Origin of the sequence: Nonomuraea sp. NPDC049480 (genome assembly GCF_044465905.1) — a bacterium.
GTDB lineage: Bacteria > Actinomycetota > Actinomycetes > Streptosporangiales > Streptosporangiaceae > Nonomuraea.
In genome coordinates this window covers 58,534-77,224 of record NZ_JBITMD010000007.1, presented here as the reverse complement: position 1 = coordinate 77,224, position 18,691 = coordinate 58,534, and the positions used below count along the sequence as shown (strand labels likewise).

Genomic DNA, 18,691 nt, shown 5'->3' with positions numbered 1-18,691 from the left:
TCATCGTTGGACGTGGTGAACCCAGACCACGAAGGGGGGAAACCTTGCATCACAATGGTCTGCGCACAGCCGTCCTGCTCGGCGGCCTGTCGGCGCTGATTGTCGCGGTGGGCGCGTGGTTGGGCGGCGGCACCGGTGTGCAGATCGCGCTGGTGCTCGCCCTGGTGAGCAATGGCGCCGCCTACTTCTTCTCCGATCGGATCGCGCTGTCGGCCATGCGGGCCAGGCCGGTCAGCGAGGTCGAGCACCCCACGCTCTACCGGATCGTGCGAGAGCTCTCCACCGAGGCCCGCCAGCCCATGCCGAGGCTGTACATCTCGCCCACGGTGCAGCCGAACGCGTTCGCGACCGGCCGGAGCCCGCGCCAGGCCGCAGTGTGCGTCACGTACGGACTGACCCAGCTGCTCGACGAGGCCGAGCTGCGCGGCGTGATCGGGCACGAGCTTTCACACGTGTACAACAGGGACATCCTCATCTCGTCTGTGGCCGGTGCACTCGCTACGATGATCACCTGGTTGAGCTATGTCGCCGTCTTCTTCGGCGGCTCGGATGATGACGAAGGGCCGGGCTTCCTGGGCGCGCTGCTGATGATGGTGCTCGGGCCGGTGGCGGCCGGGATGGTGCAAATGGCGATCTCCCGCACGCGGGAATACCAGGCCGACGAGGCAGGTGCCAGGCTCACGGGCGATCCGCTCGCGCTGGCCTCGGCCCTCCGCAAGATCGAGCTGGGCGCGCGCAGACTTCCGCTCCCCGAGAACAGCCGCCTCACGTCGGCCTCCCACATGATGATCGCGAACCCGTTCAGCGGCTCCGGCTTCGGCCGCCTCTTCTCGACCCATCCGCCCACGTCCGAGCGCGTCGCCCGCCTCGAGCGCATGGCCGGCTACCGCCGTTGAGCAATCGCATGGGCCGAACCCCCCGCTTGACCGAGGCCGAGCGCAAGCTCTGGAACGCCTTCCCCACGGGTGATTTCGTCGAGCTGGGCCTGGTCACGTGCGGCATCGGTCCCGTCGCTGGAGAGAACGCACCCAAGGACGGCGACACCTGGGGCCCCGAACGTTCGATCAGGGCCAAGGTGATCTCTTCCCTGCTGCTCGGCGCCCGCGACGCGGGCGGCGGCTCCGTCCCGGCGGTACGCCTCCGCGGCGCTCGGATCACCGGCCGGCTGACGATCACGGGCGGCACCATTCAGCACGAACTGGTGCTGGAAGGCTGTTATCTGGACGAACCCATCCAGCTCACCAACTGCACCACCCAGACCATCCGCCTGACCGACTGCGCCTTCCCCGGCCTCAGCGCCGGCGGCATGCGGGTCGCCGGCCACCTCAGCCTGTCCGGATCCCACATCACCGGCACCGTACGCGTGGGCCGCGCCCAGTTCGAGAGAGGCCTGTGGCTCGGCGGCACCAGAATCGTGGGCGACGACGAGTGGGCCCTGTACGCGAAGGCCGCCGTCGTCGACTCGGGCATGTACCTGCGCAACGCCGACCTCACCGGCGGCATCGAGCTGGTCGGCGCCCGGCTGAACGCCGGTTTCTTCCTGGAGGACGCCAAACTCCGCAATCCCGGCAAGGAGGCGCTCACCGCCGACAACATGGTCGTCGAGGACACTCTGCGCTGCACCCGCGGATTCCAGGCAGACGGCTGCCTACGCCTGCGCGGCGCCCGGATCAACGGGACGCTCGAGATCCGCGGCATCATCCGCAGCCCCGACACCCGCTACGCCCTCCACCTGAGCCACATGGAGGCCCGCGAGCTCCTCCTCAAACCCGCCGAACCCATCGACGGCGTCGTCACCCTCGCACACTCCAGGGTCGGCACCCTGCATGACGACCCTGACACCTGGCCGGAGAAGCTGCGTCTGAACGGCCTGACGTACGAGCGCCTGCGCGGCTCCGGCGTCAAGCGGAGGATCGAGTGGGTCACGCGCGACCCGGAGGGGTTCCGGCCGCAGCCGTACGAGCAACTCGCCGCCTGGTACCTCAGCGACGGCAACGACGCACTCGCCCGCCGCACCCAGCTCGCCAAGCTTCGCGCCAGACGCCAGACCCAGGGCCTCGGCAGCCGGGCGTGGGGGCGATTGCTCGACGTCGCGGTCGGGTACGGCTACCGCCCATGGCTGGCAGGCATGTGGTTCGCGCTCCTGCTGGCGATCGGAACAGTCGTCTTCGCCCTCAACCCACCCCGGGCACTCAAGCCCACCGAGAGCCCTGATTTCAACGCGTTCGGGTACACCTTCGATCTCCTGCTCCCACTACCCGCATTCGGCCAACGAGAGCTTTTCGACCCCGGCGGATGGACGCAGTGGCTGGCGTACGCGCTGATCGTCTCGGGATGGATCCTGGCGACGGCGCTGATCGCGGGCGCTACACGGATCCTCCGCCGCCCGCAGTGACCTTCCTCAGAATGGCCGCGAGATCCTCAGGAAAGAAGATCTCGTCCGTGCTCTCGAGATCTTCCACGCTCCACCACCGATAAGCGGTCGTCGTGTCCTTCTCGATCTGCTCCATGTGCTCGAACGACACAACCGCATCGCCCACTCGCACCGCGAGAAAGACCTGGTCCTGCGTGATGGCGTACCCGCCCCACGTGAACTCGATCGTGCTGCTCCCGTAGGGTCCGCTGAACTCCTCGGCCCGGACCCGGATCCCGGCCTCCTCGTACAGCTCGCGCGCCGCCGCCTCGGCCGGCGTCTCACCGTCCTCCATGGCCCCGCCAATGGTGAACCAGAACGGCTGATCGGGCTGCTCGGGATCGAAACCGTACAGCAGCAGCACCCGATCCTGATCGTCGATGGGCAGAGCACGCGCCGTGAAGCGACGCAGGGGGATCTTCGTCACAGCCACCGAGCATACGGCCGGAGCCCGAAGAGAAGGCGCATGGCCGCCCGTGTCGACCACTCCCGGCCATGCGCCCCGAACCGCCACCCATCACCCGGCATCTTCCGGCTGCCTCCGCGACCCCCACGACCGCGTGCCGCCCGGGGGAGATGCGGCCCCACACCAGCCGACCGGCGATCAGCGGTAGTTGACGAACTGCAACGCGATGTCCAGGTCCTTGCCCTTGAGCAGCGAGATGACCTCCTGCAGATCGTCCTTCTTCTTCGAGCTGACCCGAAGCTCCTCGCCCTGAATCTGCGCCTTGATCCCCTTGGGCCCCTCATCGCGGATCAGCTTGGAGATCTTCTTCGCGTGTTCCTGGTCAATCCCCTCCTTGAGGCTGACCAGCATGCGGTATTCCTTGCCCGACAGCTTGGGCTCACCCGCATCGAGGATCTTCAGCGAGAGCCCGCGCTTGATCACCTTCTCCTTGAACACGTCGAGCGCGGCATTGGCCCGCTCCTCACTGTTCGCCTTGATCTCGATGTTTTCCTGCCCGGACCAGCTGATGCTCGCCCCGGTGCCCTTGAAGTCGAACCGGTGCCCGATCTCCTTGACCGTCTGGTTCAGCGCGTTGTCGACCTCCTGACGGTCGATCTTGCTGACGATGTCGAAAGACGAATCAGCCAAAACACCCACCCTCTCAACTGCGAAGCACTATGCGGATCCCGCTTCCCCGGCGTACGCGACCGCGCGGACCAACGGAACACGCGGACCTAGGGAACACACGGACCCACGGAACACACGGACCCAGCGAACGAGCCTAGCCAGCATCGGCCCGCCGTGCAGGACACCGGCCGTGTACGCCGACGATCACGCTTAGCTCCGTTCGTCCCCGCATGAGATCAACCGGCACCGCACGGAGCACTGAGGGCGGAGGGGGCTGTAACGGCGAGGCCTGTCACCGAGATCCGGCCCGGGACAAACCGGTGTCACGTACACCTCGGAAGTCCGCTATTCTTCTGTGTGTCGCCGCGAGAGCGGAAGACAAGGCAGGTTGCCCGAGTGGCCAAAGGGAGCGGTCTGTAAAACCGTCGGCTCAGCCTACGCAAGTTCGAACCTTGCACCTGCCACACCAGCGGGAAGAGGCCCGTCACCAGCGAAAACGCGGTGACGGGCCTCTCGCTTTGTGTCCGGCTGTCCACGGCGATCACCGGTGCCCTACGGCCACTCACAGCTAATACGCGGCTAAGTTTCTGAGCATGGTGGCGGAGTGATGCCAGGTTGCTCACTGCGTTGTTCGTCGTCAGGTGCTGCCCTGCTGGATACGGAGCAGCTTCGGGGCGGCAGGACGGACGCGCCACAAGGTGGCGGGTGAGGCGTGGCGCCGCGTAATCCGCAGAACCCTGTACTACACCTGGAGGGCGTGTTCGCACGTCGGTCACCGGGGTCAGCTCGCGTCCTGCGGGATGCCGCAGAAAGCCGCGGTTTCGATCAGGCGCCGCAAGCTCACTCGCAGGCTCCGTCGTACGAGGTCTCTGTGATTCGAGTGCGATCTCCCTGGGGGACGCGTGTTCGGCCTCCACGGAGGTACGGCCACGTCAGGATGCTGAGCCAGTGCAGCCCGGCCACCCCCTTGCGGGTGCTCCTGGCCAGCCAGGAGGCGAACGCGGCGAGCCTGCTCGGCGACTTCACCCGAGCCCGGGAAGCGCTCCAGAGAGCGAAGGAGACCGCCGCGTCCGTGGCCGACGATTCCGGCGTGACGCCCTGGTCGTGTCCCCCGTCCAGACGGGCGCTGTACGCCCTGTCGGTGGCGCTCCAGGCGCGCGACCCAGCCGCAGCGCTGCAGGCCGCAACTGCGGCTGACGACGCATGGGCCAACGGTGCCCCGTGGGTGGCCGGCACGTGGGCACAGGTTCGATTCGGCGCGGGGATCGCGTACGTGATGATGGGTGACCTGGACGCTGCCGCCGAGCAGGTAACGCCCGCCATGTCGCTGCCGCCCGAACATCGCCTGTCCACGATCATCAACTACCTGGTGCGGATGGACGCCCAATTGGCGGCGCCCCGGTTCCGAGGCTCGGATATCGTGACCACGCTGCGCGAGCAGATCAGTATGTTCAACTCGGCTCGGGCCTTGCCCGCTACTACCGGGGAGAATGCGTGAGCCCGCTACCGACGCGCATGGCCATCCGCTGGGAGAGACGGCAAGCGCTCATGCTGCCGCCGGGCCAAGGCCAGCTCTATTGGCATGTCCTGTTGGGGGACGATCCGGACGCGCGAGCCATCGTCCAGGAAGCTCACGACCGCCTGTCCGGCCTTCCTGGACTCGATCTGGTGCCGCACTCGTTCATCCACCTCACCACGTTCATCGCCGGGTACTCGCATGAGATCACCGACCATCAGGTAAGCGTGATGGCCGAGGATGCGGCGGCCCAGCTCGCGCGGGTGGAGCCCATTACCGTCACGTTGGATCGTGTGCTTTACCACCCCGAGGCGGTGGTGTTGGAGGCTCGGCCGGCTGAGCGGCTCCGGCCGTTGCTGGAGGCGGCGAAGTTCGCCACGCGGGCAGCCACAGGCCGTGATGGCGTTCTTGCCCACGATGTGTGGATACCGCATGTCACGGTGGCCTACAGTAATTCGGACGGCCCGGCGGCTCCTATTATCAACGCGCTGGGGAAGCGGCTTCCGGATCGCGAGGTGACAATCCGCAGCCTCCACATCGTCAACCAGGACGGCCCAGAGACGGTCTGGGACTGGCGGCCTCTGGCAGAGGTTCGACTCGGTGGGTCCTGAGTGGAGGAGGGCGTTGACACGGCGAGTGCTGTGACTGGAAAGATCAAGCATTGGAATATGCGGAATTCTGCGGCGCTCTGCGGATCAGGATGCCTGTCGTAGCGGTGCGACCCGATCCCACGGCTGACCTGCGGTCTGCCGTCTAGGCGGCTGTATTGCGGATTTTGCGGATTGCCTTGTCCGCCGTTGTGCTCTGCCAGGTCACCTTCCCGGCCCGCAGGATGCGTGACAGGTGCTGGCGGCTGATCGAGGTGACCACGCCCCGGTCGGCCAGGGTGCGCAGGCTCCAGGTGGAGTGGCCGCTGATGCCCCACTCGGCGAGGGCCGTCCGGGCGATGAGGCAGATGTGCTCGCGCGCCTGCTCACTGATCGCCGGTGGACGGCCCCCGCTTCATTTTGGGTCCAGCGCGTCGAACCCCCGCTCGTTGAAGGCGTGGATGACATCACGCACATAATCGTCGCTGACCTGCATCAACGAGGTGATGTCCGGCACGCTTTGGCCCTGGCCGGACATCATCACCACGATCGCCCGGCGCAGCTTGACCGGGTCCTTGGCGGTCCGGGTGATGCGCTGTAGTTTGCGGCCCTCTTCCATTGACAAGGGCCGGACGAACACATCCGGTCGGCGAGCCACGACCACCTCCCAAGAGTTGCAGAGGCAGTCAGCCTGACGGGTTCACCGTCCGAGATCAATTACCGGGTCAATGTTCAGAAACGAGCCACTAGCTGACCTTACGGGGACAGAAGTAGGTCACCTGGTGCTGCGCTCCTCAAAGGCATAGACCAACCGTCGGCGTAGGGAGCGTGGAGACGGCGGTGGACGTCCCCAGACCCAGGGTTTGGCCTGCTGGTTGAGCTGGGTGGTTGAGCTGGGTGGTGGCGATGCGGGGTGGCGTAAGCGATGTCGTCGAGGTCGCCGCAGGCTCCGAGCGACGGTCTGGCGCGGCTGACGGCCGCCGCTCAAAGCCGTGGACGCACAGCGCGTCGCTGTCGCTACACCTCAACCACCGATGTCGTGAGGCGTTCGCCGAGCGCGTCCTCCAGTACACCCCTCTCGGCCTCGATCGCGTCCCGGGCGACCGGATCGGATTCTGCGAAGAGTTCGACGAACAGGGAGGATCCGTCGATCTTCCAGGTGCCTGCCACCTGGCCCCGGGAGACGACGATCGGGGCGATCCAGCCTGCGGCGCGGCTGACCCAGCCTCGACGGGCCGTCGCGAGGACGCGGTGATCGTTGGTGCCCGGCCCGAGCACGTACTGGTCGAACCCGGGCAGGAAGCGGACCCGGTCGGTCGGCGTCGTCGTGGTCAGCGTGTCCAGATCGTCGGTCCGCGCGTACAGTGTCTCGTCCTCGACTCGCACTGGGGTGAGAACGCCGTCTTCGGCCAGCTCGGCGAACCAGCGCCGCGTCAGCAGTTTGCGCAGTGCCCCGCGAGTGAGCCACTTGTTGAATCCGGACGGGCCAGCAGGGCCGTGCGCCGCAAGATAGGCGGGGATCGCCGCCCGTGCCGCCTCGTCCGGTTCGGGCAGGCCCTTCCAGGTGGGGAGCCAGGTCGTGGGGGAGGTGAACGTGACCCGGTTGCCCCGTGAGATTCCGTTGCACAGCAATCCCTGCCAGGCCAGCGGCTTGAGCAGGGCGCCCCATCCGGAGGTGAGCTTGTCCGCGAGCGGCCGGTCGCCGGTCCGTTCGGCGATTTCCCGCGCGAGCTCCTCGCGCGTCAGCACGGCGCCCTTCAGTACCGCGGAGGCAGCGTCAGCGATTGCCTCCATCTGCGTGGCGGTGGCGAACTCCCGTTGCCAACTCGGCGTCAGCCAGGTCCGGGCGGACGCAATCAACGAGAGGTAAGCGGGTGCGTCCTCGGACCGCAGCAGGTGCAGCGTGCCGCGCATGGCCCAGGTCTTGACCAACGAGCGGTCGAACAGCGCGCCGGCTACGTCCGCCTCGCGCTCGGCCCGGCGAACGGCGAGGGCGAGCTCAGCAGACGAGGCGACCTGGGCCTGGACACCGGAGAGGCGCCCCACGATCTGGACGGGATCGACACCTCTTGGCCGGTCGAGGAAGTGCCGATCCATCCGCCAGGACAGAACCTGGTCCCAGGTCAGCTCCACCGTGGGCGACATGAGCGGCCTCCGTCGTTCTCTCGAGGGTTTCCCGGTCAACCCGTGGGGAGTACGGCGACGGCGTCGATCTCGACGAGTGCCTCTGGTCGGGCGAGCCCGGCGACACGGACCACCGTGATCGCGGTCGGGTGCTGGCCCCAGACCTGTGCGGATGCGGCGAAGGCCGCGTTCAGGTCGCCGTCGGCCGCCAGGAAAATGTTCAGCTTCGCGACCTGCTGTTGCCCGACCCCGGACTCGTTGAGGACCGCGATCACGTTGCGCATCGCCTGTGCGGACTGCTCGGCGAGATCCCCGGTGATCGCGCCGGTGCCGTCGGTGCCGTTCTGGCCGCCGACGTAGAGGGTGCGACCGAGCTCGGTCACCGTGCCCTGGGAGAAGATCGGCGTGTTGTGCAGCGCGGGCGGGTTGACGTGGGTGATCGTGCTCATGGTGTGCTCCTTGCGATGGGATCGGTGGGTACGCACCTTGGTGCGGTTGCCGCAGCGCTGCATCGAACACCAGCGTCGGGCGTTGGGCCGGGAACTGTCGTAGAAGATCAGCGCGCAGTCGTCGGCGCCGCAACGCCGGATCCGCTCCGGGCCGGCGGAGAAGACACGGACGCCATCGCGGGCGATGGCCGCCACAGCGCGCGGAACCGTCGGGACGGGCGCGGGTTCGATGCCACCGGCAAGCACCGGCGCGAGGTCTGCCGCTGCTGCCACATGGTTGATCAAGTCGATCGCCTTCGGGTCCGGGGCCGCGTCATCGGCGAGCGCGGTGGCGATGCGCGTGATGGCCGTACGCAGCTCGCATGCTGCGCGGAACTGCGCGGAGGTCGCCGGGCCGGCCAGTTCTCCGAAGCCGGGACAGCCACGAGGCCGGCGCCCTTCTTCGCCTCCGCCGCAACCTCTCCGCGTAGTCCCGGCAGCTCGACCGCGCTCGATCGTCTGCTCGCCGGGATCATAGCCGCCCGAGTGTTGCTCAGCGTTGGATGTTCAGGTAGCGGTGGTGCTGGCAGCGGTAGAACATGGTCAGGCAGACGGTGGCGGTGCTGAGCCCTACGGCCAGGGCGGCCGGCAGGTGGTGGTCCGTCACGAGGTAGTAGGTCAGCAGGGCGAGGCAGACCCCACCCAGGACGCCGTTGATCACGGCGACCATGCTGGCGGCGGTGAAGAGCCCGGCCATCGGGCCCGATTTGACCGCCAGCGAACCGAGTGCATCGTCGGTCTCCCCTTCTCCTGCGTTCCATCTGGCGAAGTAGCACGCTGCCTCCGGGTCGAGCTCGCGGTAGTAGGCGCGGATGCGAGCGATGCTGCTCAGATACAAGACGTTCTGCACTCCGGTGCCGACAAGCCGGACCGTGGTGAACAGACCCAGCACGAAAACCGTCGGCAACGCGGCGGCGGCGAACGGCAGCAACAGGCCGGGCGTCTGCGAGGCGAACCCCAACGCGATCAAACTGCTGGACAAAGCCGACAGGTACAGCGACGAACGCCCAAGCGCCTCGCTGACCGTCGTGCTGGCCGCCGATTGCAGCACGAACTGCTCCGTCACGATCGCCGACATGAGCGCTGCCGACGGCCCCGCGTCCCGGCTCTCTTCCTCCGCCATGATCGCTCCCGAAGCTATTGGAAGGCCTCGGCGTGTGCCTCTGCCCACTGTTCGAAGGTGCGGGGCGGGTGTCCGGTCACCACTTGTACGGTCGGCAGGACCTGAGATTCATCGAGAATGCCGTCGACGTAGAAGCGGAAGAAGGCATCGACGTACTCGGCCGGCATGGTCGCCTCCATCTGGATCCGGGCCTCCTCATCCGGCAGGCTCTCGCAGCGCAGCTCCCGGCCCAGCACCTTGGCCAGCACGGCGACCTGGTCGGCGGGCAGCAGCGAGTCCGGGCCGGTCAGCTCGTAGATCCGGCCCTCATGCCCATCGCTGGTCAGCGCCCGGGCCGCCACGGCCGCGATGTCGGCGGGGTCGATGGTGGCGGCCGCCACCCCTGCGAACGGTAGGCGCACCAGATCACCGGCCCGAAGCTGCGGCAGCCAGCGCAGAGCGTTGGACATGAACGCCCGGGGCCGCAGGAACGTCCAGAGCACGCCCGCCTCCTGCGCGGCGCGCTCGGAAAGCGTCATGTAGCGGGAGATCGCATTGCTCATGTCCGCAAGCGCGGCCGAGCCGCCTGACAGCAGCACGACCCGTTCCACCCCGGCCCGACGCATGTGGGCCAGCAGGCCGGGCATGTCCGCATATCCCGGCAGCAGGAACACTGCCCGCACGCCGATCAGCGCATCGGCCAGGCTGTCGGGCCGGTTCAGGTCGCCGGTGACGGGCTGGACATCGGGCGGCAGAGTAACGCTCTGAGGAGCGCGTACCAGTGCGCGTACCCGCTGTCCGGCCTGGGCCAGCGCGGTCACCAGTTCCGACCCGGTATTGCCGGTGGCGCCGGTCACTAAGATCATCATGTATCCCATCAGGTCGTTGTCTTGCGGGCCTTGGATGCCGATGGTGATGCGGCGTCCATGGCGTGGTGGGGGGTATGGCGTCCTTGGGCCGTCCTTTGGCAGCCACCCGGCGGGGATGTCGGTTCCGGCGGGAGAGTGGCGGGACGGCCGGGAGCGCGGCAACCGGGTGAAGGGGACTGCGGGGTCAGCGGCAGGCGGCGGGGAGTTCGGCGGGTTTGGTGGTGCGTAGCTCGGCGGCGACCGCCTTGACGTTCTCCTCCATCATCGTGGGCAGCGAGGCCACGCTGGGGTGGTTGGGGTAGGCGCGGTTCATCCTGGCGATGATCGAGCGGCGCTCGGTGGCGGTCACGCGGGAGCCGCCCTTGGAGGCGGCGCGCACCGTGGGTTTGACGAGGGCGCGGAAGTCTTTGAGGTAGGCGCGCTGCGCGGTGATGAGCCTGCCCGGCGTGCCCGGACCGCCGTGTCCGGGGTACAGCCGTCGTGCGCCGGCGAAGCGCGTGCTGATCCGGTCGAGGTGGACCAACCACCCGCAGGTGTGCCCCTCCAGCAGGGCGGGGGTGACCCGGTTGCCCACCAGGTCGCCGGTGAACAGCGACCGGCTGCGGGCCTCGTAGTACACGATTGCCGCATCGGACTCGCCTTCGATGAAGTCGGCGGTCTGCAGCGTCAGCCCCCCGATCTTCACACTCGTTCCCGGCTTGAACGTCCTGTTCGGGTAGGTGAGCTGGTCGGGGTAGTCGGCGTCGGGCAGTGACCTCTGCAGGTCGTAGAAGCCCCGCTTGTCTTCTCGCATCGCTTTCGCCGTGCTGGTGGAGGCGTAGATGGGTGCCCAGGGGAACGCGTCGTGGAAAACTCCGGCGCCTCCGACGTGGTCGGGGTGTGAGTGGGTCAGCAGGATGGCGACGATCGGCTGACCGGTGTCCTGTACGCGGGCCAGCGCATTGCGGGCGTCGGTGAGCGTCCGCAAGGTGTCGACGAGGATCAGGCCCTGCGGCGCCTGTATCAAGTAGGTGTTGACCGAGCCGGGATTGGGCGAGGCGAACCGCTCGACGTGCAGGCCCTCGGGAGCTGAAGCTGCAGCGGAGGGCGTGGACGCCAGGGATCCGGTCGCGGTCAGAGCCGCCGCCAGGAGTGTTGCGATTGCGTTCTTCATGCTCTGCGATCCTTAATCATGCCGGTAAAGGTGTGATGATGAAAGCAAACTGGTCATTCATGCCGCTCACACCGCTCTCACTGGACCGCCCGGTCAGGCGGCGCAGGGCACATGTGAACGGCAGGTCCCCGGCTCGCCGCAGAGCGCCCGCTGTCAACCGGAATCGGTTGACAGGAGCGCAGACGTGATGAAGAGCGGGCTCGAGGTTCCCTTCGCATAGGTGGACGTCTTCGCAATGGATCCCCTGACAGCAACCCGGGTGCGGTGGTGCTGGATGCTGACACGCTCCCGGTTGAACTGGAGTTGAACGGGGTGCCGGTGGCCCATGCGAACTCCTTCCGCTGGCCGGGTTGTGTTGATCTCGGCTGCCGGCCGCAATCAGTCAACGGAGGTTTTCAATGTGGGACCTCGCCCACTGTTCAAAGGTGCGGGCCGGTCGGCCGGTCACCTCTTGTAGGTCCGGGTGGATCTGCGATTCGTCGAGTGTGCCGTTGTGGTAGAAGCGGAAGAAGGCATCGACGTACTCGGAGGGCGTACTGTTGCCCATCTCGGTGCGCGTCTGCTCGTCCGACAAACCGACGCAGCGCAGGTCGCGCTGAGCACCCTGGCCAGTACGGCGACTTGGGCGCCGTCCGGCACCGCGGCGCCCGGCTCGCGGACCAGCGCGCGCACCCGTACGCCGGTCTGGATCAACGCGCCGGCCAGTTCTGAGCCAACGTTGCCAGTCACACCGGTCACCGAGATCATTTCAACCTCCGGAAGGTCCCCGTCGACATAAGATCAGTTATACAAATCACAAGGTGCACCACTGTGCGCCCCATGACGTCCGGCACCTGTTACCTGCGCGAGTGGGGCCAGGTCCACGCATTCGGCTCACCGGCGACGAGGACATGCGCACCTCGACGTCCATGATCTCCATAGCCAGCGCCCGGCGGCGGTCCCGGCGGTCAGGGAGTAGGTGGGAATGGTCACGCCGCCGACGTTAGGGGCGCACGCCGCCGCGCCGCCTCCGTCACATGACTGGGTTCAGGTGTACGGCGGAGCCGCCCGATTAGGTCAGCATGTGGCCGGCCAGCTCGGCGCGCGAGCTCACGCCCAGCTTGGGAAAGGCCTTGTACAGGTGGTAGGCGACTGTGCGCGGGCTCAGGAACAGCTGCGCGCCGATCTCCCGGTTGGAGGCGCCTGCCGCCGCCAGCCGTACCACCTGGAATTCTTGAGGCGTGAGCGTTCCCAGCACGTCGGCGTGACGGGAGACCGGGACGCCGGTGGCGCGCAGTTCGGCGGCCGCGCGATCGGCCCACGGGGTAGCACCGAGGCGGTCGAAGGTCTCCAGCGCTGCCTCCAAGTGCCCACGAGCCTCGGCACGCCGCTGGTGGCGGCGCAGCCATTCGCCGTACAGCAGCTGGGTACGAGCTCGGTCGAAGGGCTGGTCGGCCTGCCGGTGCCGTTCCAACGCGCACTCGAAACCCTCGCCGGATCCGGCCAGCAGTGCCTCGCACCGACGCAGCAGGGCATCGACCCAAGGCTGGTGCACAGTCTCGGAGAGGGCGCGGATGCGCGCCATGGCCCACCCGGCCCGCTCGGGAGTGCCCAACCGGACCGCGGCTTCGACGTAATCGGCACTGGCGCGCGACCAGAGGCGCGCGTGGCGCCCAAGCCCGGTTACCGCGCCGTCCAGCCGCCTCAGCACGGACTCGTAGCGGCCCGCGCCCAAGTCGAGCATCGTCAGCGCGTACGTAGACCAGCCAGAACCCGGCATCCATACCTCTCGGCGTGTGGTGGCCAGCTCGGCCAGGTCTCGGCAGCGCTCCTCTTCCCCCGCGACCCCGGCCAGCCAGGCGGCCAGGCCGGTCAAATAGTCGTGCCAGTACGGCAGGCCGACGTCTTCTGCGATGCGCAACCCCTCACTCACGCTCGCCTGGGCGGCCCGATGGTGGCCGCCGAGCAGTTGGGCCGCGGCCAGCACCGTCATCGCCTGCGCGAGGTGGCCGATCCGTCCCGCGTCGCGGCACTCGGTGACCAGGTGTGTGGCAACCTCGATCATGCCCGACAGGTCTCCGCTGATGAGCCCGACGGTGGCGGCCAGCAGCCGGGTCTCGAACGGCAGTGACTCCTCGCGGCTCAGGCTGGTGGCGGCGGTGCCGGCCAGCGTGATGTCACCTTCGAGCAGGCGGCGCATGCCCTGGTTGAAGACGCGGACCGCATCCAGAGGACCATCTAGGCGCGGGGTCAACTCCTCGGTGCGGCGGGCCAGCGGCACTTGGTCAGGGTGGGTGCTGCTGCCCCATATGTACAGGCTGGCCTGGCCCAGCATCGACAGCGCTGCTACCGGGTCGGTTTCGCCGATCGCAGCGGCACCCTCCTGGAGCAGCCGGGCCGCCTCCAGCGGCCGGCCCGACCGGAAGGCCAGAATCGACCGCGTCCTGGCCAGCTCCGCGGCCACGTCCCGCTCCCGCGCCGGGCCCAGCAGGCCGGCACGGCGGGCTAGATCGTCGGCTCGCCGCCACAACCCGGCAGCCGCCGCGGCCGCCGCACCGGCTACCAGCCGGCGCCGACGCGCCTCCGGATCGGCCGACAGCTCGGCGGCCCGCACGTAGGCCGCCGCCGCGGTCGCCTGACCGCCTCGCTGCCGCGCCCGGACCGCCACAGCCTCCAGGCTGGCAGAGAGCCCCTCGTCGGGCTCGACGGTCACCGCCGCCAGGTGCCAGGCGCGCCGGTCGTCATCCACCGCCTGCGCCAGCGCCCGGTGCGCCGTTATGCGCTGCGCCACGTCGGCCGAGAGCCGCGCCGCCGTACGCACCAACGGATGGCGGAAACGCAGGCCGGCCTCCACCACAGTGACCAAACCGGCCCGCTCGGCGGGAGCGAAATCGTCCAGAGCGCAGCCCAGCTCCCGCAACACCCGCGTCAACGTGCCGAGTTCGCCGGTGTCCTCAAGCGCCGCCACCAGCACGCAGGTCCGGGCCGCGGCGGGCAAAGAGGCGATTCGCGCCCGGAAGCCTGCCAGCACCTGGCCGCTCACCGGCTCGCCGCCGCCCAGAGAGAAGGTTGGCGGGGCGTAAGCCCCTGTCCGTTGCTCGGGAGTGAGGGTCCGCGGCAGCTCCAGCAATGCCAGCGGGTTGCCCTGCGCCTCCACGGCGATCTGCTCGCGGACGGCCAGCGGCAGTTCCCCGGTGCTCTCCGCCAGCAGCCGATCGGCCGCGGCCCTGCTCAGGCCTCCCAGCCGCAGTTCCGGCACGCCGACGGAGGGAAACGGGGACGGCTCTTCCCTGGCGGCCAGCACCATGGCCACCGGCTCGGCGTGCAGGCGGCGGGCCACGAACAGCAACGCGTCTGCCGACTCGCGGTCCAGCCACTGCGCGTCGTCCACCAGACACAGGACCGGTCCGTCCGCCGACAGCTCTATGAGCAGGTTGAGCGTGGCGATGCCGATCAGGTGGCGCTCGGCAGGGGCCGCGTCCTGGGCCAGGCCGAAGGCCGTGGCCAGTGCCTCTGCCTGGCGGGCGGGCATAGCCGGGACACGATCGATGACGGGGCGCAGCAGCAGGTGCAGTGCGGCGAAGGGCAGTGAGGCCTCCGATTCCACCCCGCCCACCCGAAGGAGACGCATCCGCGCGGTGACCGCAGCGTATTCCAACAACGCCGACTTGCCGATGCCGGCCTCACCGCGCAGGAAAAGCGCCCCTGCTCGGCCACCGCGAGCATCATCAAGCAGGCGCGCGATCGCCTCCTGCTCCTTTTCCCGCCCGTGCAGCATCGGTCTCCTTTCCGAAGGACGATCGCTACTAGCGTCGCATGTCCGCCTCCAGGGCCGTGAGTTCGTGGTAGCTCGAGGGCATCGGAAGTCCGGGGTCGAGGAATCGACGGACGCCGTTAGCGCTGAATCACGATCGCAACGAGCTGGCTGATGGCTGCCCGCCTCGCCGGACCCCGAACCCGCTACCGCGACATCCGCCCGCATCGGGTCTCATTGGGGTGGCCGGAAGCATCCTTGTGTGGTATCCCGTGCTCCATCGCATCAACACCTACCTGCTGCGATGGATCATGAACAAGTACAAGAGGTTGAGCAACTGGACGAAGGCCACCCGGGCAATGCGTGATGCGGTGGCCCGGCAGCCTCGGTACTTTGCACACTGGGCCTGAGCGAAACCGGCCGTCAGATGATCAGAACGACAAGAGCCGTGTAACGGGAGACTGTTACGCACGGATCTGTGGGAGCCCGGGGGTGAGATTCCTCCGGGCTACCCGACCATCAGGGTTCGTCGCGAGGGTCGACGTAGCCCCAGCCGTATTGCGCGTCCCACTCAGCGCGCCGCAGCTCCCGCTGGCGCCGATCGAGGTCGTGTAGCCCGGATTGGGCCGTTGCCGAGTACTCGGGATGGCCGGTGGCGATCGTCTGCTCGTACCAGTGGCGGGCCTGTTCCACCCGCCCCCGTTCCTCCTCCAGGATGCCGAGGTTGACCATCGCCGCCGGGGTAACTTTGTTGTCAGCGGTGGCGATCGTCTGCTCGTACCAGTGGCGGGCCTGCTCCACCCGTCCCTGCTCGCTCTCCCAGCGGCCAAGGTTGTTCATCGCCAGCGGGGCCTGGTCTGGGTGGCCCGTGGCGAGTGCGCGCTCGTACCAGTAGCGGGCCTGTTCCACCCGCCCCTGTTTCTGGTCCAGGTTGCCAAGGTTGACCATCGAATGCGGAACAAAGTCGCCGCGGCCGGTGGCGATTACCTGCTCATACCAGTGGCGGGCCTGCTCCACCCGCCCCTGCTCGCTCTCCAGGAGGCCGAGGTTGTACATCGCCCCCGAGGCGTCGCGGCCCTTAGCGCTGGCCACGGTGCGTTGCCACCAGTAGCGGGCTCGGTCCGCCTGACCGTTCTTTGTCTAACTCTAAGATGGGCGGAGACACCTTGAGATTCAGGACGGTTTACGGGACAGCCGGACTGCGGCGCCCACCTACTCCACCGTGCGGAACACGATCGCGCGAGCTACGCCTGCGTCTCCATCCGTGCGCGGCAGCTGAACGGCGATGCCTCGGCCTCGGGTAGGAAGGCATCTCGCTCAGGTCCGTCTAGAGCTTGATCGTGGCCAATACGCGGCCAAGTTGAGGTGGTCATGGGTATAAGCACAGGTCAGCGCATGATCGTGACAGGACTGTAAAACCGTCGGCTCAGCCTACGCAAGTTCGAACCTTGCACCTGCCACCAGCAGTAAGCGCAGCTCAGAGGCCCTTCGGGGCCTCTTCTGCGTTTCTGGGGTACGCAGCCAGATGCCATCGAGAGCCGCCGTATGTCGGTGGCCCACCGATATACGTGCAATGATCTTGACGGCGTTGCCGCTGGTCGGGGTGTCGATTTGGGGACTTGGGTAGCGCACTTGACTGGGATCAGATCGGTGCGCGCGACCTGCCCGGCTGTCCCACCTGTCTGGGCCGAGGGTCGGTTATCCACCTCGGGGACTCCAGGCCCGCGCGTACGCTCGTCCGCGGGCCTTGTCCCACCTGCTCCGGTACTTCGGCATAGATCGGTGTGGCCTGACCGGTGATTTTTCCGCGCCGTGCTGGTCTGTACGCCGAATACCGACTCACAGGAGGCTGACGCCATGCGGAAACTGACCTTCGGCATGACATGAGCCTGGACGGCTACATCGCCGCACCCGGCGACGACCTCGGCTGGAGCGTGCCGAGCGACGAGCTGTTCCAGTGGTGGTCCGACCGGGTGGGCGCGACGGGCCTGGCGCTGTACGGGCGCAAGCTGTGGGAGACGATGAGCTCCCACTGGCCGACCGCCGACAAGCAGCCGGGCGCCACACCGGCGGCGATCGAGTACGCCCGCCGCTGGCGGGACATGCCGAAGGTGGTGTTCTCCTCGATGACCAGGACGGTCGACTGGAACACCCGTCTGGTCACCGGCGACGCGGTCACCGAGATCACCAGGCTCAAGGCCGAGGACGGTGGCCCCATGGACATCGTCGGTGCCACACTCGCCGCGGCGGCCATGCGGGCCGGGCTGATCGACGAGTACGTGCTGGTCACCGCACCGGTCTTGCTGGGCGGCGGCACGCCGTTCTTCACAGCCCTGGACAACTGGGTGAACCTGAGCCTGGTGGAGACCCGGACGTTTCCCGACGGCGTACTCCTGACCAGGTACGAGACCAGGCGCTGAGTGCCCAACCTCGGATCGGCCCGTGCTTCGGGCCGCCCGAGGAAGGGGCGCACGGTACAGCCGAGTACAGCAACAGGCGACCGCCTCCCCCCGAGCGGCCCCCGCAACTTCGGCGAGATCTGCGAGACCATCCTCGCCGCCCTCACCGACTCCCACGGCCCCGCCTCCATCACAGAGCCGCCCTGGCGCCGCTGACGGGTCCGAGAAGACCCGGCCGGCTCGCCGCTTCTGGCCTGGAAGACTTACCCAACAGAAGAAACCCTCCCCAGCGGCAGGCCCGCCCGAGCTCAAGCAAGCCATGACGGTGGACGACGCGCTCCCGTCGCGGATCACTTTCGTGTCCGCAGGCAGCACCTCCCAGCCCCACCAACCTCGCTCTGTATGGCTTATGACCTGTGGAAACCTTCCGGCGAAGCGCATCCGAGCGGAAAGTCACGGCAAGCCGCTCAACTCTGCTCTGCTAACGGGACCTTTCGTTCGGATGCTCGTCATGCCCCGCACCCGCGGCGCCGTCAGGTCGCTGCATGACGCGCAATACATGCCTATTGTGAATTCCTTGCAGGCAGTGCAAGATACTGGTTGTGACTTCAACCAACGAGAGCCTCCGTGAGCGTCGCCGGCGCCAGACCCTTCAGGAGATCCACGAGGTCGCGCTGCGGCTGGTCCGGGAGCGCGGCTTCGACAGGGTCACCGTGGAGGCGATCAGCGCCGAGGCTGGCGTTTCGCCGCGCACCTTCTTCAACTACTTCCCCACCAAAGAGGCGGCCGTGATCGAGGGGCCGCCGCTGCTGCCCGACGATGTCCTCGCCGCGTTCATCGCGGCGGGCCCGGCACATCCGCGGGAGCTGCTGGCCGACCTGACCGACCTCATGGTCCGGTACACGGCCGAGCACCCGCCGCCGTACGACGTGCTCGCCACCTTCCAGTTGGCCCACGACCATCCCGCCATCCTGGCCGTGCTGCTCGCCGGGTTCGACGAGTACCAGCGCCACCTGGCCACGGCGGTAGCGGCACGCACCGGCGAGCAGCCGAGCGACGAGATGCCCCGGCTGATCGCCGCCCTCGCGGTGGCGGCCGTGAAGACAGGCCTCGACAGCGTCACCGCCCGCGGCGGCAACGACGACCCGATCCCGTACGTGCGCAGCGCCGTCGCCGCGCTACACAACCTGCTCGGCCGCTGACACCGGCCTCTCATCCCCTGGAGAACCCCC

At 67.9% G+C, this 18,691-nt stretch carries 16 protein-coding genes, 1 tRNA gene and 3 pseudogenes; 7 read left to right on the top strand and 13 right to left on the bottom strand.

The window, feature by feature from the left end; genetic code table 11:
• Positions 1-44 precede the first annotated feature (44 nt).
• A complete protein-coding gene (gene htpX, locus ACIBX3_RS21400; protein WP_397119486.1) occupies positions 45-896 on the top strand; it encodes a zinc metalloprotease HtpX in 852 nt (283 codons plus the stop codon).
• 8 nt (positions 897-904) lie between these two features.
• Positions 905-2,395, top strand: a complete 1,491-nt coding sequence (locus ACIBX3_RS21395; RefSeq protein WP_397119484.1) for a hypothetical protein — start codon at positions 905-907, stop codon at positions 2,393-2,395.
• Here the strand turns inward: ACIBX3_RS21395 and ACIBX3_RS21390 are convergent.
• The gene (locus tag ACIBX3_RS21390) at positions 2,367-2,840 is read right to left on the bottom strand and encodes an NUDIX hydrolase (protein WP_397119482.1); all 474 of its coding nucleotides are present in this window, start codon (positions 2,838-2,840) and stop codon (positions 2,367-2,369) included. The genes ACIBX3_RS21395 and ACIBX3_RS21390 overlap by 29 nt on opposite strands.
• Positions 2,841-3,017: 177 nt before the next feature.
• Complete coding sequence (locus tag ACIBX3_RS21385; RefSeq protein WP_397119480.1) at positions 3,018-3,509, bottom strand: YajQ family cyclic di-GMP-binding protein; 492 nt, start codon at positions 3,507-3,509, stop codon at positions 3,018-3,020.
• Positions 3,510-3,870: 361 nt separating this feature from the next.
• Between ACIBX3_RS21385 and ACIBX3_RS21380 the strand changes: the two genes are divergently transcribed.
• The 3 genes from ACIBX3_RS21380 to ACIBX3_RS21370 all read left to right on the top strand — a co-directional run bounded on the left by ACIBX3_RS21380 (position 3,871) and on the right by ACIBX3_RS21370 (position 5,615).
• Positions 3,871-3,952 (top strand) — tRNA-Tyr (locus ACIBX3_RS21380).
• A gap of 509 nt (positions 3,953-4,461) precedes the next feature.
• Positions 4,462-4,986, top strand: coding sequence for a hypothetical protein (locus tag ACIBX3_RS21375; protein ID WP_397119478.1), 525 nt, complete (start codon positions 4,462-4,464; stop codon positions 4,984-4,986).
• Positions 4,983-5,615 (top strand): 2'-5' RNA ligase family protein, encoded by a 633-nt coding sequence (locus ACIBX3_RS21370; RefSeq protein ID WP_397119476.1) that lies wholly within the window; start codon positions 4,983-4,985, stop codon positions 5,613-5,615. Before ACIBX3_RS21375 ends, ACIBX3_RS21370 begins: the two co-directional genes overlap by 4 nt.
• Positions 5,616-6,006: 391 nt before the next feature.
• Here ACIBX3_RS21370 and ACIBX3_RS21365 read toward each other — a convergent pair whose 3' ends face one another.
• The 11 genes and pseudogenes from ACIBX3_RS21365 to ACIBX3_RS21315 all read right to left on the bottom strand — a co-directional run.
• Entirely contained in the window at positions 6,007-6,249 is a 243-nt protein-coding gene (locus ACIBX3_RS21365) for a transposase (protein ID WP_397119474.1), read from the bottom strand.
• A 359-nt stretch (positions 6,250-6,608) separates the two neighbouring features.
• Positions 6,609-7,736 carry a winged helix DNA-binding domain-containing protein gene (locus tag ACIBX3_RS21360; RefSeq protein ID WP_397119472.1) on the bottom strand — a complete coding sequence of 376 codons (1,128 nt, stop codon included), beginning with the start codon at positions 7,734-7,736 and terminating at the stop codon, positions 6,609-6,611.
• A 35-nt stretch (positions 7,737-7,771) separates the two neighbouring features.
• Positions 7,772-8,566: a CGNR zinc finger domain-containing protein gene (locus ACIBX3_RS21355; RefSeq protein ID WP_397120232.1), complete on the bottom strand. Its 795-nt coding sequence runs from the start codon at positions 8,564-8,566 to the stop codon at positions 7,772-7,774.
• A 130-nt stretch (positions 8,567-8,696) separates the two neighbouring features.
• Positions 8,697-9,326, bottom strand: a complete 630-nt coding sequence (locus tag ACIBX3_RS21350) for a hypothetical protein (RefSeq protein WP_397119470.1) — start codon at positions 9,324-9,326, stop codon at positions 8,697-8,699.
• Between the two features lie 14 nt (positions 9,327-9,340).
• Positions 9,341-10,174 carry an NAD(P)H-binding protein gene (locus tag ACIBX3_RS21345; RefSeq protein ID WP_397119468.1) on the bottom strand — a complete coding sequence of 278 codons (834 nt, stop codon included), beginning with the start codon at positions 10,172-10,174 and terminating at the stop codon, positions 9,341-9,343.
• A gap of 184 nt (positions 10,175-10,358) precedes the next feature.
• Positions 10,359-11,327, bottom strand: coding sequence for an MBL fold metallo-hydrolase (locus ACIBX3_RS21340; RefSeq protein WP_397119466.1), 969 nt, complete (start codon positions 11,325-11,327; stop codon positions 10,359-10,361).
• A 382-nt stretch (positions 11,328-11,709) separates the two neighbouring features.
• Positions 11,710-11,901, bottom strand: a complete 192-nt coding sequence (locus ACIBX3_RS21335; RefSeq protein WP_397120262.1) for a hypothetical protein — start codon at positions 11,899-11,901, stop codon at positions 11,710-11,712.
• Between the two features lie 68 nt (positions 11,902-11,969).
• Positions 11,970-12,074: pseudogene (locus ACIBX3_RS21330) on the bottom strand (NmrA family NAD(P)-binding protein); the annotation flags it as partial.
• A 304-nt stretch (positions 12,075-12,378) separates the two neighbouring features.
• Entirely contained in the window at positions 12,379-15,084 is a 2,706-nt protein-coding gene (locus ACIBX3_RS21325; RefSeq protein ID WP_397119464.1) for an AAA family ATPase, read from the bottom strand.
• 495 nt (positions 15,085-15,579) lie between these two features.
• Positions 15,580-16,008: a tetratricopeptide repeat protein gene (locus ACIBX3_RS21320; protein WP_397120230.1), complete on the bottom strand. Its 429-nt coding sequence runs from the start codon at positions 16,006-16,008 to the stop codon at positions 15,580-15,582.
• A gap of 33 nt (positions 16,009-16,041) precedes the next feature.
• A pseudogene (locus ACIBX3_RS21315) lies at positions 16,042-16,185 on the bottom strand (hypothetical protein); the annotation flags it as partial.
• A 732-nt stretch (positions 16,186-16,917) separates the two neighbouring features.
• Between ACIBX3_RS21315 and ACIBX3_RS21310 the strand changes: the two are divergent.
• Both ACIBX3_RS21310 and ACIBX3_RS21305 read left to right on the top strand, forming a co-directional pair.
• Positions 16,918-17,480: pseudogene (locus ACIBX3_RS21310) on the top strand (dihydrofolate reductase family protein).
• A 581-nt stretch (positions 17,481-18,061) separates the two neighbouring features.
• Positions 18,062-18,661: a TetR/AcrR family transcriptional regulator gene (locus ACIBX3_RS21305; protein WP_397119462.1), complete on the top strand. Its 600-nt coding sequence runs from the start codon at positions 18,062-18,064 to the stop codon at positions 18,659-18,661.
• Positions 18,662-18,691 lie beyond the last annotated feature (30 nt).

Bases quoted from the DNA above. Each gene is read 5' to 3' on its own strand.
- ACIBX3_RS21395 (WP_397119484.1), top strand. From the start codon at position 905: ATGGGCCGAACCCCCCGCTTGACCGAGGCCGAGCGCAAGCTCTGGAAC.
- ACIBX3_RS21360 (WP_397119472.1), bottom strand. From the start codon at position 7,736: ATGTCGCCCACGGTGGAGCTGACCTGGGACCAGGTTCTGTCCTGGCGG.
- ACIBX3_RS21350 (WP_397119470.1), bottom strand. From the start codon at position 9,326: ATGGCGGAGGAAGAGAGCCGGGACGCGGGGCCGTCGGCAGCGCTCATG.
- ACIBX3_RS21345 (WP_397119468.1), bottom strand. From the start codon at position 10,174: ATGATGATCTTAGTGACCGGCGCCACCGGCAATACCGGGTCGGAACTG.
- ACIBX3_RS21340 (WP_397119466.1), bottom strand. From the start codon at position 11,327: ATGAAGAACGCAATCGCAACACTCCTGGCGGCGGCTCTGACCGCGACC.
- ACIBX3_RS21325 (WP_397119464.1), bottom strand. From the start codon at position 15,084: ATGCTGCACGGGCGGGAAAAGGAGCAGGAGGCGATCGCGCGCCTGCTT.
- ACIBX3_RS21320 (WP_397120230.1), bottom strand. From the start codon at position 16,008: ATGGTCAACCTTGGCAACCTGGACCAGAAACAGGGGCGGGTGGAACAG.